Genomic DNA, 14,692 nt, shown 5'->3' with positions numbered 1-14,692 from the left:
AATAATTAAGGAAGGAACTGTGTATCATGAAACCTTACGAAAAATTGGAAGAACAAGTAAAGTCCAACAAAGAAGTCACCGAAAAAAATAGAGAAGCCTTAATGGCATTTCTGGAAGAGGAACACCCGGGAGACGTTCTCTTTACCAAATGGGATTATCCGCAGATCATAAAAAAGGGGAAAGGCAACAGGGTCTGGGATGTTGACGGTAAAGAATATATTGACTGTATCTCAGGCATGTCGACGATGAACATCGGACATGCTGACCCGAGGATCGCAGAAGTATTAAAAGAGCAGTATCTGGAATTGGATAATTGGTTTGACTTTCCGACCCCACAGAGGATCAAGCTCGTTAAGAAGCTCATTGAAATCACACCGGGAGACTATAAAAAAAGGGTAAGGCTGGCGCTGAGCGGCTCTGATGCGGTGGAACTGGCAATTCGATCTGCTCGCTATCACACAAAGAAAACGCATATCCTATCGTTTTATGGAGCATATCATGGGCAGAATACGGCAACAATGGGTCTGACCGGCGCCGGAGGGATGCATAGATGGTATAATCCGGTACCAATGGCCGACCATTGTATTGAACGTTTTCCTTACGCCTATTGTTACAGATGCCCATATGATAAGGAATACGGTTCGTGCGATATGCATTGTGTGAAAATAATTGATGATTTGATGGCATCCGGACAAACGAGTTTAGGAAATCCATTTTCAGGGGTAAATAACGTAGCGGCTATGATTGTAGAGCCAATGCAAAGTTCTGCCGGATACATAATACCTCCTCGCGAATTCTTAGCAGAACTGCGCAAACTGGCAGATAAATATGGTTTCCTGCTCATATTTGACGAGATACAAACAGGTCTCGGCAGAACAGGAACCATGTTTGCCAGTGAACATTCAGGTGTGGCCCCTGATATCACATTAGTAGGAAAGGCTTTAGGCGCAGGCGTGCCTATGAGCGCAGTCGTCGCAAGAGCAGAGATTTTTGAAGACGCGGGCCCGGGATTTATTTGCAGTACCTACGCCGGAAGTTCTTTAGGCTGTGCGGTGGGTAATAAGGTGATAGAAATTATCGAAGAAGATGGTCTGATTGAACAGTGTGCTGAAACAGGAAACTATTTAGCAAAGGCGTTGGAAACGTATAAGTCCGCACATCCACTGGTAGGCTCGTACTCACAGACAGGCGTGTATTATGGAATCGAATATGTTTTAAACAGAGAAACCAAAGAACCGGCAGTAGAGGCTACCGCGGAGTTAGTCAATGCATTAAGGGATGCGGGATTGCTGTGCCAGCTGAACGGATATTATAATAATAGGCTTTCGTTCATACCTCCGATTAATATTACAAAAGAAAATGTGGATGAGATATTTGAAATCCTTGATAAAGTTACATCGGAAGTAGAAGCAAAATTGTAGTGTAAAGAATACATATAAAGAAGAAAAAAACATATATAAATAGCAGGAGCTAAAAAGCTCCTGCTATTTATATTTATGAAGGGGGGTACAGATATGGAGAGTAATACCTTTTATAAAGTGGAAATGGAGTTTTCTGAAGAGTTTACATTGCCGGAATTGTTGAGAGAAATTTTAGAAGAAAGGATTCTGTATCTTTGATGCATTGAACTTTTTCCCATGAAGCAGGATCACAGAACATATGGGGAGTCTTTCCGTGGAAGGAGGAGCGATGGATACAAAAAGACTGACCCAATCGGCGCACTATTCGGCGGCCCTCTATATGAGGCTTTCAAAAGATGACGAAGGAAGCGCAGGAGAGAGCGCCAGCATTACAAACCAAAGAAAATTACTGCGGGCCTACGCCCGGGAACATAATTATAAAATCTATGATGAGTATATCGACGATGGAATTTCAGGAACAACCTTTCACAGACCGGCATTTTCACGGATGATACAGGATATTGAACAGCAGAAAATCAACATGGTCATTACAAAGGATTTGTCACGATTGGGCCGGGATTACATTCTGGCCGGCCAATACACGGAACTCTATTTCCCGGCCAAGCAGGTAAGGTATATCGCCATCAATGACGGATATGATTCCGAGTCGCCATATACGGACATTGTGCCTTTTAAAAATGTGATCAATGAGATGTATGCCAGAGACACCAGCAAGAAGATCAGATCCGCTTTTGAAACGAGAATGATGGAAGGTTCCTTTGTAGGGCCGAAAGCGCCTTACGGATATAAAAGGGACCCACAGGATAAATACCACCTCGTCATAGATGAACCGGCGGCGAGAGTCGTAAGAGAGATTTTCAAGGCGGCAGCAGAAGGAGTTTTACCGAAACATATTGCGGAAAATCTAAATAAAAGAGGAGTCATGCCTCCATCCGTGTACCGATGCAGCAATAATCCAAACCTGAAAATTGAGGATTTCAGCAAACGGCAGGAATGGGTGTCGGCAACTATTACAAAGATGGTGCGGAACGTGGTTTATCTTGGGCATATGGTGCAAGGCAAAACCCGCAAGCTGTCTTTTAAAAGCAATATGACCCTTAATAAACCCAGGGATGAATGGTATATTGTAGAAAATACGCATGAATCATTGGTAAGCAGAGAGACTTTTGACATGGCGGCAAAGCGGAGCCAGCAGCGTACCTGTAAAGCAAAAGGAAAGTTTTCCAATGTGTTTTCCGGAATCGCAAAATGCGCTGACTGCGGAAGAAACATGTCAACTGTGGGAACCCGCAAAAAGGGGGCCCGGGCCAATTTGGCCTGTGGAGGATATAAGCTGTATGGCAGCAAAGAATGCACCAACCACTTCATCGATTATGACACTTTATATAACCTGGTGCTTACATCCATAAAAGAAATGATCCGGCTTTCGGAACAGGAAGAAGAAATGATTCTGCAGGAGGTAAAAGAAAAAGCAAAGAATAAGACTTCCGGAGGCTTTCAAAAAGAAAAAAAAGAATTGGAAAAACGACGCAGGCAGCTGGATAAGATGATTGAACAGCTATATGAAGATCATGCCGAAGGATTGATCCGGACGGAGCGAATGCAGAAGCTGGTATATAAATACGAAAGACAATGCGATGACATAGATCAGCAGCTCCAAAGCTATGAGACTCAAAATTCGCAGGAAGCAAAAACAAGGCTTCTTTCAGAAATGAAAGCGACGCTGGAAGAATACATAAACATTACAGAGCTGACGCCTGAAATTCTATACCGCTTTATTGATCGTATTGAAATCAGCCAGGGGTATTATGAAAAGACCCAACAGGGAAAAGTAAAGCATCAGTCCGTTAAGATACGTTTTACTTTTAAGGGCCAGTCAATTATGAAAGAATATCCGGTCTGATGTACAATATGAGATCAAAATTCCGCATACGACTATTAACCAATCACATCGTCAGCGCCTGTTTCCCATGAGCGCAGCATTTCTTAAACGCATGGTCCATATTAAAGGCTACCCGCGGCAGATATCCGAAGTCCTCCAGCAGCGTGAACAGCGGGAAAAAAATCGCCATTGGCGGCAGCATAACGGAGATAACCCAGGTCAGGGTCTTGTAAATTCCGTCCATCAGGGGAACGCCGATGATATCCGGCAGATGAACCGTGTCGAAGAAGCCCCGCAGAATTCCGTCCAGCCAGGAAAAGAACATCGTCAGCCATTGAGAAGGATAGTTGGCCCCCACGATGGTGATCCAGAATACCAGGCCCAGGAGGAGGAGCATGATGGGAAACCCGAATTTCCTGGAAGTGACGATCTTATCCAGGCGGCGGTCAAAGGAATGGGGTTCCTCCTTCTTTTCCGTTACGCATTGTTCGTAGAGATAACGCGCATACTTGATATTATCCTGGTAAGCGTCTGTTTCGAGACAGAGCTGGCAGGGCTCCTGATCCTGCGGCGACGGTTCGAACTTCCACAGGGCTTCCTGAAGAGCGTCCAGCCCCTCCCGTGAACGGGCAGCCATGCCCACTACCGGAATTTCTAAAAGCTGTGACAGCTTTTCCAGGTCAATGGATATCTTCTTCTTTCTGGCTTCATCCAGAAGATTGACGCAGAGAATCACATTCGTTGTAATGGACAGCACCTGCAGCACCAGATTCAAATTGCGTTCCAGGCAGGTTCCGTCCGCCACTACCAGGGTGATATCCGCTTCTCCCGAGCAGATGTAATCACGGGCTACCGTTTCATCAATGGACGTAGTTGTCAGAGAATAGGTCCCCGGCAGATCTACCAGCAGAAATTTCGTATCCTTATATGTAAAATTCCCCTGAGCATTGGTGACGGTTTTTCCCGGCCAGTTGCCCGTGTGCTGATTCAGGCCGGTCAGACTGTTAAAGACTGTACTTTTACCCACATTGGGATTTCCAGCCAAAGCAATAGTTTTAAAATCCATAAAAACACCTCTCTGAAAAGTATATGAGAGAGGTGTTTTGTTTGTGAAAGGCCTAATGCGGTTGACAGAATCAGGAATACCGGACCAGCATGTATGCTGTTGAGATGACAATAGAGATAATCATCAGCGGAAATCCCACCTTTAAATAATGTAAAAATGTGATGGGATGGCCGTTTCTGCCGCTGATACCGGATAGCACCACATTGGCGGAAGCGCCGATAAGGGTACCGTTTCCACCGAGACAAGCGCCGAGGGAAACCGCCCACCAAAGGGGAGCTACATCCATGCCGCTGTTGCCCATGGAGACAATCATCGGCAGCAGGGCAGCCACAAAAGGTATATTGTCCAGCACGGCGGAAAGCAGCGCCGAAGCCCACAAAATAACCAGCATAGTTACAAGAGTATTGCCTTGTGTCAAGTGCATCAGAAAACCGGCGAGACGGTCGATGGCGCCTGATTCCGCCATTCCGCCAACAACGATAAAGAGGCTGATGAAGAAGACAATCGTGGGCCATTCCACATCAGCTATGATTTCCTCTGCGTTCTGTCCGCCGATGATCAGCATGATGGAGGCGGCAGTGAGCGCGATAACAGAGGATTCCAGATGGAGCGAGTCATGGATTGTAAAACCTACGGCGACCAAAATGATCATAACGATACTCTTAATTAAAAGAGGGCGATCCTTAATGGTTTTCTGTTCATCCAGTTCCAAGACAGCGGCCGCAGACTGCGGATCCACAACCAGCTGTTTTTTGTAGAGTATTAAAAAATAGAGGACGGAAGCGGCAAGTATTATAACAACTACCGGACCATTGTTGAACAGAAAGTCCAAAAATGACAGTCCGGCGGTGCTTCCGATCATAATGTTGGGCGGATCGCCGATGAGGGTAGCGGTTCCCCCTATATTAGAAGCGATGATCTGTGTAATCAGGAAAGGAACGGGATCGATCTTCAATATGCGGGTTATGGCGATGGTCATGGGTCCAATCAGGAGAACTGTAGTGACATTATCTAAAAAAGCAGAGAACACAGCAGTAATGATGATATAAAAGACCATGATCTTCCAGGGGACGCCCTTGGCTATTTTTGCGGATTTGACAGCGATGTATTCAAAGATGCCGGAGTTTTTCACAACAGCGATAAAGAGCATCATGCCTACCAGTACGCCGATGGTATTAAAATCAATATAGGAGACGCTGCTTTCCAGTGACAGCACTTTTGTCAGGATCAGCAAAACAGCACCGGCAGCAGCAGCTACGGCTCTGTGGAGTTTTTCTGATATAATGACTACGATAACGGCTGCAAATACAACGACAGAAAACATTTCCTGCGACATGTGGATTCCTCCCAACAGAAAAACATAAAAATAACACAAATTGAGCAAATAAGTTACGGAACGAATTGAAACTAATTATAGAAGGGTTCAGAGAGAAATGCAAGCGTTAAATTTTTAATTTTCTGAATAATTGAAAAGGAGGCAAATGCAGAAAAAGGACACTGCGGTTAAACAGAGTCCCTGCGAGATTATTTTTCATGATTTAAAGGCTGGACGGCAGCCGGCTATAGTTTTTGAGAGAGTTGGATGATCTGTTTTAGTTCCAGGTCAATGGAGTCCAGTCTGGAGCTGACATCCTCCAACAGTTCGCCATCTACGTTGCAGGTCAAAAACATTTCCTCCACGTTTTGGATCATGTTGGACAGCTTTTTCCCGATTGCGGAAAATTTTTCAAAGTTGCGGCTGCCGGCTGCGTTGCGGAATGACTCGATATCCTTCTGGATGAATTCGACGATTTCGTTCTCGTCCGCGAATTTCCCTTTGGCGATGGCGTAAGGTTCGGTCCTTTGGAGAAAGAACTTATCCTTTCTCGTAACATTGTATATGTAAGATACCTTTACTGTGTCGCTTATTTCAAAAGTGACTAAATGCATTTTGCTGCCGATCGCCTGGATGCTTGCCGCTCCCAGCTGTCTGAGGTTCATGTTGATAAAATCGCTTGAAGCACTGTTTTTTACCATGGATAACCCTTCTTTCTTTATGTGCGCTTGATGCGCTTTTTAATGAAAAGATAAATTGCAACAACTATTGTGGCATATCCAATTTTAACACACCTTCCTCGAATTTGCAGCAAATCAGCAGCCATTTGATGTGATTCGTGCCTAGTTTTCCTGCGGTCTGCCATAGTGGAACCTTTTTCGGAAAAAGGGGAGAATCTCTTTTGTTTTCCTGTAAAAAGAGATATACTAATATGGATTGAGCAGAAAGGGGAAAGACCATGAAAATTATTGACGCGCATCTGCATTTCTGTCCGGAAGAAGCAGGGTTTTCTCAGCTGGCAGAAGCGGCGGGACATGAAAATACGGAAAAACATTTACAACAAATATATGACGAACTGGGCATTGTCTGCGGTATTGTAATGGGAAATCGTACCGTAGACCCAAAGGATCACCAATATCCGCCTTTTATGCGGTACTGTATCGGGATCGACAGCTTTTATCTGGACGGAAAACAGGTGTCTGATTCCATCGACCAGATTGAGGAAAACCTGAGAAGGCCGCAGTGTGTCGGCGTAAAGCTCTATCCGGGCTACTTCCCGATGTACATCAGCGATCCGGCGTATGAGCCGGTCTATGAGCTGGCCAGGACCTACGGAAAGCCGGTCGCGGTTCATACGGGAGAGACCTCTACGCCCAACGCTTATCTGAAATATAGTCACCCTATGACTTTGGACGAGGTAGCCGCGGACCATCCCGGCATCCAGTTCGTAATGTGCCATTATGGGAACCCCTGGCTGATGGACGCGGCGGCGGTGGTCAGCAAAAATGACAACGTGGCGGCGGATATTTCCGGGATGCTTGTGGGGCGTGTGAACCTGGATATGCTCTTTGAGGAGAAGCAGGGCTATCTGGAATCGCTGAAAACCTGGATGGGGTATCTGAGAGAATATGATGATATTATGTTTGGAACAGATTGGCCCTTGGCTAACCTTGCCGAATATATCGAATTTGTATCCAGGCTGGTGCCGGAAAAATATCAGGAAAAGGTATTCTTTGACAATGCCAACCGAATCTACAGACTGGATCTGGAGTAAAGGAGGAATGAAAATGGGAAAATTATCGGATCTTCCTAATATAGGAAAGAAACTGGAAGAACAGCTGACGCAGGTGGGAATCGATACGCCGGAAAAGCTCAGGCAGACAGGAAGCAGAGAGGCCTGGATGAGGATCTATGAGGTGGACCCTTCGGCCTGTGTCAATCGGCTCTATTCACTGGAAGCAGCTATAGCAGGAGTGAAAAAAACGGAGCTTGAAGAGGAAAGAAAGCAGGAACTGAAAACGTTCTGCCGGGAGGCGAAAGGGCAGATTTAGCCGCAGCTGAACAGCCGGCGGAAAGGAAAGAACCGTTAAGAAAATGTCAAATATTTTTTATCGATTAAAAACATGCGGCAAGGGTACGGCAGACGGACGGGAAAAGTCCATTTCTTCAAAGATCAGTCTCAATCTGCTGGCTGTTTTGATACCGCTGTTGGCCATACTGATTATCAGTTCCTGCGTTTTAGCCGCACGGACGGTATCTTCGCTCAACGACAAGCTTCTGGATACGCAGACCGATTATGCGGTTTCCATTGTCGACGATTTTTTGAGCAGTAAGATCACGGCCGTCAGTATGTTTGAGCAAAGCAGCGATCTGCGCAATTATTTTCAGGCCGTATCCAAACCGAGCGATATAACCGCTTATAAAGACAAGGATAAAGTGATCGAAAAACTGGCGGGAGCATTAAAGCAGATGTCAGACGAAAAAGTCGTACAGACCTGGGTTGCGGATACGAAGACGAATCAATACCTGCTGTTCACGGGCAAACAGGTGGATGCCAATCTGGAAAACACGGAATGGTGTGACTCGGTGCTCTCTGCGAAAAAAACGGTGGTTTCGGAGCCTTATATGGATCCGGCCACAGGAGAAGCGGTGATTTCGATCGTAGCGCCCGTATTTTCCCAATCGGGCGGGGATGTGCTTGGATTTATGGGAATGGATGTCTATATGAGCAGCCTGTCAAAGCTTCTCTCGGAGATAAAAGTAGGCGAACAGGGGTACCTGGAGCTGATATCCAGCAGCGGGGAATACATATACAGCGAAGATCCGACGGCAATGGGCAAAAAGGTAACGGAGCTGGATATCTCGGATGATTATAAAAATAAAGTGAAAACTCATTATAACGGCTCTGTTGATTTCAGCTATGGCAGCGTGGACTATACTGCGATGTTCCGCAACTGCGAGACGACAGACTGGCTGGCCATTGGCACGCTTCCCTTATCGGAGATCAACGCTTCCCGCAATCAGCTGATTGGGGTTCTGCTGATTCTGTCCCTTATCATCCTGGTTGCTCTGAGCCTTGTTGTAGCCATTGTCATACGCAAAAAGATGAAACCTTTAACTGAAATCAGCAAAAACATGGAAGAATTCTCTCTGGGCAATCTGGAAGTGGAGATTCAGGTCAGCAGCGATGATGAGATTGGGCGGCTGGCCGACAGTGTGCGCTCTTCGATTCGGGGTTTGAAGGAAATAATTGAAAATACCACAAATACTCTGGAAGAACTATCCGCAGGTAATTTTAACGTGACGGTAAAGGAAAGCTATATCGGCGATTTTCAGCGAATCAGTCAGGCGTTGGAACAGATTGTACGATCGCTCAATGATACTCTTGGGCAGATCAACGTTTCCGCCGAACATGTGGCAGGCAGTTCGGAACTGGTATCCTCCGGCGCACAGTCCCTTTCGCAGGGAGCGCTGGATCAAGCGGCGACTGTTCAGGAGCTGGCAGCCAGTATTAACGAGATATCCCGCCAAATTACAGCAAGCGCGGCCAGTGCCGAAGAAACCAATAAAAAGGTATCCGCGGTCGGCGTGGAAGCTGATGAGAGCAACCGCAGAATGAACCAGATGCTGGAAGCAATCGACAATATTCAAAAAAGCTCCAGGGAGATCGACAAAATTGTCAAAACTATTGAAGACATCGCATTTCAGACCAATATATTGGCACTGAACGCTGCAGTGGAAGCAGCGCGGGCAGGAGAGAGCGGAAGAGGTTTTTCCGCCGTTGCCAAAGAGGTTAGAATACTTGCGTCCAAAAGCGCGGAGGCTGCCCGGAGCACGGCGGCGCTGATAGAAAATTCCCTGAATGCGGTGGAAGGTGGAACTAAAATAGCCAATGATACCGCCAAATCACTGCAGCATGTGGTGGAGGGCGTTAATACGGCAGTTGCTGCTATTGACGGTATTGCTGCTTCATCCAGTGAAAAAGCGCGATCCGTAGAGCAGGTGACAAAGGGGCTTGATCAGATCGCCGAGGTGGTGCAGATCAATTCGGCTACGGCAGAAGAGAGCGCCGCGGCCAGCGAAGAGCTTTCCGCTCAGGCGCAGCTGCTGAAAGAGTTAATTGAAAAATTCCGGCTCAGAGAATAATATGGAGCCGGATGGCAGAATAAAAGGCTACCGCATCTCTGCCATGAAAGGAAATTGTAGCAATGAAAGAAAATAAATACGATAATGAGGTTTTTTTTGAAAAATACGGAGAGATGGATCGTTCGCAGAAGGGACTTATGGGGGCAGGCGAATGGCCTGCTCTGCGGAAGGTACTGCCGGATTTCACCGGAAAGCGGGTGCTCGATCTGGGATGCGGTTATGGGTGGCACTGTCTGTATGCGGTCCAAAACGGCGCGGAGTCAGTGCTGGGTACCGATATATCGGAGAAAATGCTTTCCGTTGCTGAGGAAAAGAATGGCCATGAAAAAATTGAATATCGGCTCTGCGCCATGGAAGACCTGGATTTTCCGGACGAAACTTTCGACATTGTCATCAGCTCCCTGGCTTTCCATTACGTGAAAGATTTTGAGCCTCTGGCAGCAAATATCAGCAGGTGGATGAAGCCGGGCGGCTATTTTGTCTTTTCAGCGGAACATCCTGTGTTTACGGCTTATGGAACGCAGGACTGGTATTACGATGCCGATGGAAATATCCTTCATTTTCCTGTGGACCGGTATTTTTATGAGGGCGAAAGGACAGCTGTATTCCTGGGCGAAGAGGTGACAAAATATCACCGAACCCTGACGACCTATCTGAATACACTGCTGCAGAACGGGTTCTCGCTGAAAAACATTATTGAGCCTCAGCCGCCGGAAGACATGATGGACCTTCCGGGCATGACGGATGAAATGCGGCGTCCAATGATGCTGATCGTATCGGCACAGAAATGACAGATGTTTTCCATTGACGCGTTACAGGCGGATGAAATATAATATACATGGTTTTTTAGATTGTGTGTAGATAGGGCAGGACAAATACAGAGAACGCTTTATCGGATTGGAGGTTAAACATGGTTGTAACAACGACGAATCAGGTTGAAGGCAGGAGAGTTGTGGAGTACAAGGATATTGTATTCGGAGAAGTAATCACGGGAATCAACTTTTTCAAAGATATCGGCGCCGGACTGAGAAATATGTTTGGCGGCAGAAGTCAGGGTTATGAGGAAGAACTCTGTAATGCGCGCAATGAGGCTTTGGAAGAGATGAAAAGCCGTGCGGCTAAGCTGGGCGCCAATGCGGTAATCGGTGTGGATATCGATTATGAAGTGCTGGGCGCGGATAACGGAATGTTGATGGTGACCGCTTCCGGTACGGCCGTGACTGTTGAATAGGTATGCTGCCGGTAAAATAAAAATTGCCGTAAAAAGGAGTCGTTTTAATACGGCTCCTTTTGCAAGTCTTGGATTTTTATATGAATTGTTCCCGGTAACAAGAAAGGAACGAGACCAGGTATGAATGTATTAATTATAAGTACGGCTCTTCGTGTTGTGGTTTGCTGCGCTGTTTTTGCGTTCTTTGTTTTTATTCCCTTAAAGAGCCGATTTCGATATGACAGTCTGAACACCGCAGTGCTTGTAGCTTTGCTGGTTTTAATCACAACGGCGATCACGGTACTCTTTTTTATCCATAACGTATTTTTTTCCAAGTATAGCAGTCTGGGAATTGTGTTGTGGCTCGTTTCCGCGATATTAATTTTTTGCCTGACAGTCAAAGGCAGTTACTTTGAAATTCTCTTTATTGTTTTGGTCGTGCTGAATCTGTATGTGAATATTATGGCTATCGTCAAGATCATCAACAATGTTTTGTCCATTACCGACCCGGTGATCTGGACTCTGATCACCATTGCTGTTCTGGCTGCATACGTGCCGCTGCTTTGGGTCCTTATGTTCAAACTCTACAAACAGGTCATTGAGTTTGATATTTCATTGCCTTTCTGGAAATTCATTTGGATCATTCCGGCTCTGACTTATCTGATTTTTTTTGTAAAGATTATTAATGACTACTGGATACATTCGAATCATGCAGGTACAGGCGATATTGTTTTCAGCATCCTCTGGTCCTTCACTACCTATGCGTTTTTTGCGGTTGCTTTGCAGATGCTGATCCAGGCCTACAAGGGGATAACGACCGAAGAGGAAAATAAGCTGATTGCTTCACAGCTGCGCATGCAGGAGGCTCAGTACAAAAGGATGCTGGAGCAGATTGAGACCACTGCCCGTATCAGGCACGATCTCCGCCACCATCTGATTTCTATCGGCGCCTTTGCGGAGGATAATGACCTTACAGGGATGAAGCGATACCTTGCGGATCTGATCCCCGACCCGTCCCTGGATGAACCTCTGTCCGTATGCCAGAACCATATAGCCGATGTGATTCTGCAATATTACGCCGCCATGGCAAAGAACTGCGGAACGGAGGTGAAGATCAGGGCAGATATTCCCCAGTCGATTCCTGTTTCCGATCTTGATCTGTGCATCATTCTGGGAAATCTTATGCGCAACGCGCTGGAAGCCTGTGAAGAGCAGAAAGATACGCCAAAGCGTATTAAGGTACGGGCCGGGATGAAGGGCAGACAACTGGCTGTGATAATTGAAAATACATATATCAATGAAGTGCTGATACAGGGAGACGAATATAAATCGACCAAACATGAAGGCAAAGCCATAGGCCTGTCCTCGGTTAAAAGAGTGGTGGAAAAGTATCAGGGCATACTGAAGATCGACTGGAGCAATGGGTTGTTTCGGGTGTATCTGTTCCTTTAAAAGCAAGGTCTGCGCAGCGTAGGTTGTGGATATGCGCCCGGCAGGGTATGCTGGTTTTATCACAGAGAAAAGGAGTAGATCGAGATGAGTTATATTACAGGAGATACCATTCGCATGCTCAGAGAAAGAAAAAACTATACGCAGAAGCAGTTGGCGGAAAAACTGGCTGTCAGCGACAAGACGGTTTCCAAGTGGGAAACGGGAAAGGGGCTTCCGGACATCAGTATGGTGGAACCCCTGGCAAGGGAACTGCAGGTATCGGTGGCGGAGCTTTTTTCAGGAGAGCCGGTCACCAACAGCAATAAAATAGCAAATCTGCTGCGTGGACGCTTTTACGTCTGTCCCCTGTGCGGAAATGTGATACAGGCTCTGGGAGAGGGCGCCTACAGCTGCTGCGGCATCACACTGCCTCCGCTGGAAGCGGAGGAAAGCAATGACGCCCATTTGATCCGCTTTGAAAAGATGGACGGAGAATATTATGTTTCTTTGGAGCATCCCATGACCAAGGATCATTATATTTCCTTTCTGGCCTGCGTAAACGCCGGATACGGTCAGATGATTAAGCTGTATCCGGAGCAGGGAGCCGAAGGGCGCTTTCGCATCAGCGGACGGGGTGTGCTGTACGCGTACTGCAACAGACACGGTCTGTTTAAAGTAAGGATCTAGCGTTTGAGATTCAGAATCCGGAGCTCAACCGCTGCAATCGTTAATGACTGCTGTCAGCATACTGAGGCGTTCCCAGGCCGTAACCTCCGGCCACGTCGAGGATATGGCCGGTAATATAGGAAGCCGCGTCGCTGGATAAAAAGGCTGCCGCATCTGCGATATCCTCCGGATTTGCCATACGGCCCAACGGTACATGAGACAAAAAGGATTTCAAAAAATCCTCAGGCATGTTTTTCATCGCTGCTTCCGTTGCTGTCAGTCCCGGAAGGACGGCGTTGCAGCGAATGTTATTGTGGGCGTATTGGATTGCGATTTGCTGCGTGAGATTGTTGATAGCAGCCTTGGATACACCGTAGCCGATACGGGTAACATCGGGAATCAGACCGCCGATGGAAGAAATATTGACGATGCTTCCGCCGCCGCCCTTAATCATGTGGGGAACCGCAAGCTTTGAAACACGATAAACGCTGCCCAGATTCAGTTCCAGAATTTCAAAAAAAGCCCTTTCGCTGCCTTTTACCAGATCCAGATCCTCAGTCGGCCGGCCGATTCCGAAATTATTGATTAGGATATCGATGCGGGCCGACTTTTCTATAATCTCCCGAATCATGGATTCATAGCTCTCCTTTTTCATAGCATCGAAAAATACCGGAGTCATGCGGTATTCGGGATGCTGACCGCAGATTTCACGGGCAGCGTCAGGTCTTCTGACACCCATATAGACATGGGCGCCGCCTCTTGCCAGCTTCAGCGCGCAGGACAGACCGATTCCTTTCGTGGAAGAGGTTACCAATGCGATTTTATCTTCAAAATATTTCATTTTATTTTCACCATCCTGATTGTTGATGTTGCTTAGTATGATACGAACGCAGGCGATTTATGCCCGCAGAGGAATAAATTCCGCCTCAGGACGAATACTAATCACAGAAAATATCAAGGAGGTTTTTTGAATGTCACTGATTAATAAACAGCTGGAAGATTTTAAAGTAAACGCATATCACAACGGTGAATTCACCGAAGTCACAAGACAGTGTCTTGACGGGCACTGGTCCGTATTTGTATTTTATCCGGCGGACTTTACGTTTGTATGTCCGACGGAGCTGGGAGATCTGGCCGATCATTACCAGGAGTTCAAGGCCATTGGCTGCGAAGTTTATTCGGTTTCCACCGACACCCATTTTGTCCACAAAGCATGGGCGGATACTTCCGATACCATCAAAAAGATTCAGTATCCGATGCTGGCTGACCCGACAGCGGTACTGGCCCGCATGTTCGATGTGCTGATCGAAGAAGAAGGACTTGCTCTCCGCGGAACCTTCATCGTCAACCCGCAGGGAGAAATCAAGGCCTACGAGGTAAACGACAACAGCATTGGCAGAGACGCCCAGGAGCTGCTGCGCAAGGTGCAGGCCGCTCAGTTTGTGGCTGAACACGGTGACCAGGTCTGCCCTGCCAAGTGGAAGCCCGGCGAGGAAACTCTGTCTCCAAGCCTGGATCTGGTAGGAAAGCTCTAAAGGCTCAGAAGGAAAGACTG

General features: G+C 46.8%; 14 protein-coding genes. 10 read left to right on the top strand and 4 right to left on the bottom strand.

Going from position 1 to position 14,692, the window contains the following annotated elements; all coding sequences use genetic code 11:
• The first annotated feature begins 26 nt into the window (after positions 1-26).
• Together NE619_RS09370 and NE619_RS09365 are read left to right on the top strand one after the other, a co-directional pair.
• Positions 27-1,421 carry an aspartate aminotransferase family protein gene (locus NE619_RS09370; RefSeq protein ID WP_256132153.1) on the top strand — a complete coding sequence of 465 codons (1,395 nt, stop codon included), beginning with the start codon at positions 27-29 and terminating at the stop codon, positions 1,419-1,421.
• 268 nt (positions 1,422-1,689) lie between these two features.
• Positions 1,690-3,324 (top strand): recombinase family protein, encoded by a 1,635-nt coding sequence (locus NE619_RS09365; RefSeq protein ID WP_256132152.1) that lies wholly within the window; start codon positions 1,690-1,692, stop codon positions 3,322-3,324.
• A gap of 43 nt (positions 3,325-3,367) precedes the next feature.
• On the opposite strand, the gene NE619_RS09360 is transcribed toward NE619_RS09365, so the two are convergent.
• The 3 genes from NE619_RS09360 to NE619_RS09350 form a co-directional block, all read right to left on the bottom strand.
• The gene (locus NE619_RS09360) at positions 3,368-4,369 is read right to left on the bottom strand and encodes a ferrous iron transporter B (protein WP_256132151.1); all 1,002 of its coding nucleotides are present in this window, start codon (positions 4,367-4,369) and stop codon (positions 3,368-3,370) included.
• Between the two features lie 70 nt (positions 4,370-4,439).
• A complete protein-coding gene (locus NE619_RS09355; protein ID WP_256132150.1) occupies positions 4,440-5,705 on the bottom strand; it encodes an SLC13 family permease in 1,266 nt (421 codons plus the stop codon).
• A 224-nt stretch (positions 5,706-5,929) separates the two neighbouring features.
• Positions 5,930-6,385: a hypothetical protein gene (locus NE619_RS09350; protein ID WP_256132149.1), complete on the bottom strand. Its 456-nt coding sequence runs from the start codon at positions 6,383-6,385 to the stop codon at positions 5,930-5,932.
• A gap of 257 nt (positions 6,386-6,642) precedes the next feature.
• Here NE619_RS09350 and NE619_RS09345 point away from each other — a divergent pair, with 257 nt between their 5' ends.
• The 7 genes from NE619_RS09345 to NE619_RS09315 all read left to right on the top strand — a co-directional run bounded on the left by NE619_RS09345 (position 6,643) and on the right by NE619_RS09315 (position 13,158).
• Complete coding sequence (locus tag NE619_RS09345) at positions 6,643-7,458, top strand: amidohydrolase family protein (RefSeq protein ID WP_256132148.1); 816 nt, start codon at positions 6,643-6,645, stop codon at positions 7,456-7,458.
• 13 nt (positions 7,459-7,471) lie between these two features.
• Positions 7,472-7,735, top strand: coding sequence for a TfoX/Sxy family protein (locus NE619_RS09340; RefSeq protein ID WP_256132147.1), 264 nt, complete (start codon positions 7,472-7,474; stop codon positions 7,733-7,735).
• Positions 7,736-7,778: 43 nt separating this feature from the next.
• Entirely contained in the window at positions 7,779-9,830 is a 2,052-nt protein-coding gene (locus NE619_RS09335; protein WP_256132146.1) for a methyl-accepting chemotaxis protein, read from the top strand.
• Positions 9,831-9,892: 62 nt separating this feature from the next.
• Positions 9,893-10,621, top strand: coding sequence for a class I SAM-dependent methyltransferase (locus NE619_RS09330; protein WP_256132145.1), 729 nt, complete (start codon positions 9,893-9,895; stop codon positions 10,619-10,621).
• Between the two features lie 119 nt (positions 10,622-10,740).
• Positions 10,741-11,061 carry a putative heavy metal-binding protein gene (locus NE619_RS09325; RefSeq protein ID WP_256132144.1) on the top strand — a complete coding sequence of 107 codons (321 nt, stop codon included), beginning with the start codon at positions 10,741-10,743 and terminating at the stop codon, positions 11,059-11,061.
• A gap of 120 nt (positions 11,062-11,181) precedes the next feature.
• Positions 11,182-12,492, top strand: coding sequence for a GHKL domain-containing protein (locus NE619_RS09320; RefSeq protein ID WP_256132142.1), 1,311 nt, complete (start codon positions 11,182-11,184; stop codon positions 12,490-12,492).
• Between the two features lie 84 nt (positions 12,493-12,576).
• Entirely contained in the window at positions 12,577-13,158 is a 582-nt protein-coding gene (locus tag NE619_RS09315) for a helix-turn-helix domain-containing protein (RefSeq protein WP_256132141.1), read from the top strand.
• 40 nt (positions 13,159-13,198) lie between these two features.
• Here the strand turns inward: NE619_RS09315 and NE619_RS09310 are convergent, their stop codons facing one another.
• Positions 13,199-13,978, bottom strand: coding sequence for an SDR family NAD(P)-dependent oxidoreductase (locus NE619_RS09310; RefSeq protein WP_256132140.1), 780 nt, complete (start codon positions 13,976-13,978; stop codon positions 13,199-13,201).
• A 130-nt stretch (positions 13,979-14,108) separates the two neighbouring features.
• Between NE619_RS09310 and ahpC the strand changes: the two genes are divergently transcribed.
• Complete coding sequence (gene ahpC / locus NE619_RS09305; protein WP_256132139.1) at positions 14,109-14,672, top strand: alkyl hydroperoxide reductase subunit C; 564 nt, start codon at positions 14,109-14,111, stop codon at positions 14,670-14,672.
• Positions 14,673-14,692: the final 20 nt, after the last annotated feature.

The organism is Anaerovorax odorimutans, assembly GCF_024459955.1.
GTDB classification, from domain to species: Bacteria; Bacillota; Clostridia; order Peptostreptococcales; family Anaerovoracaceae; genus Hominibacterium; species Hominibacterium odorimutans_A.
This window is presented reverse-complemented; position numbering and strand designations above follow the sequence as displayed.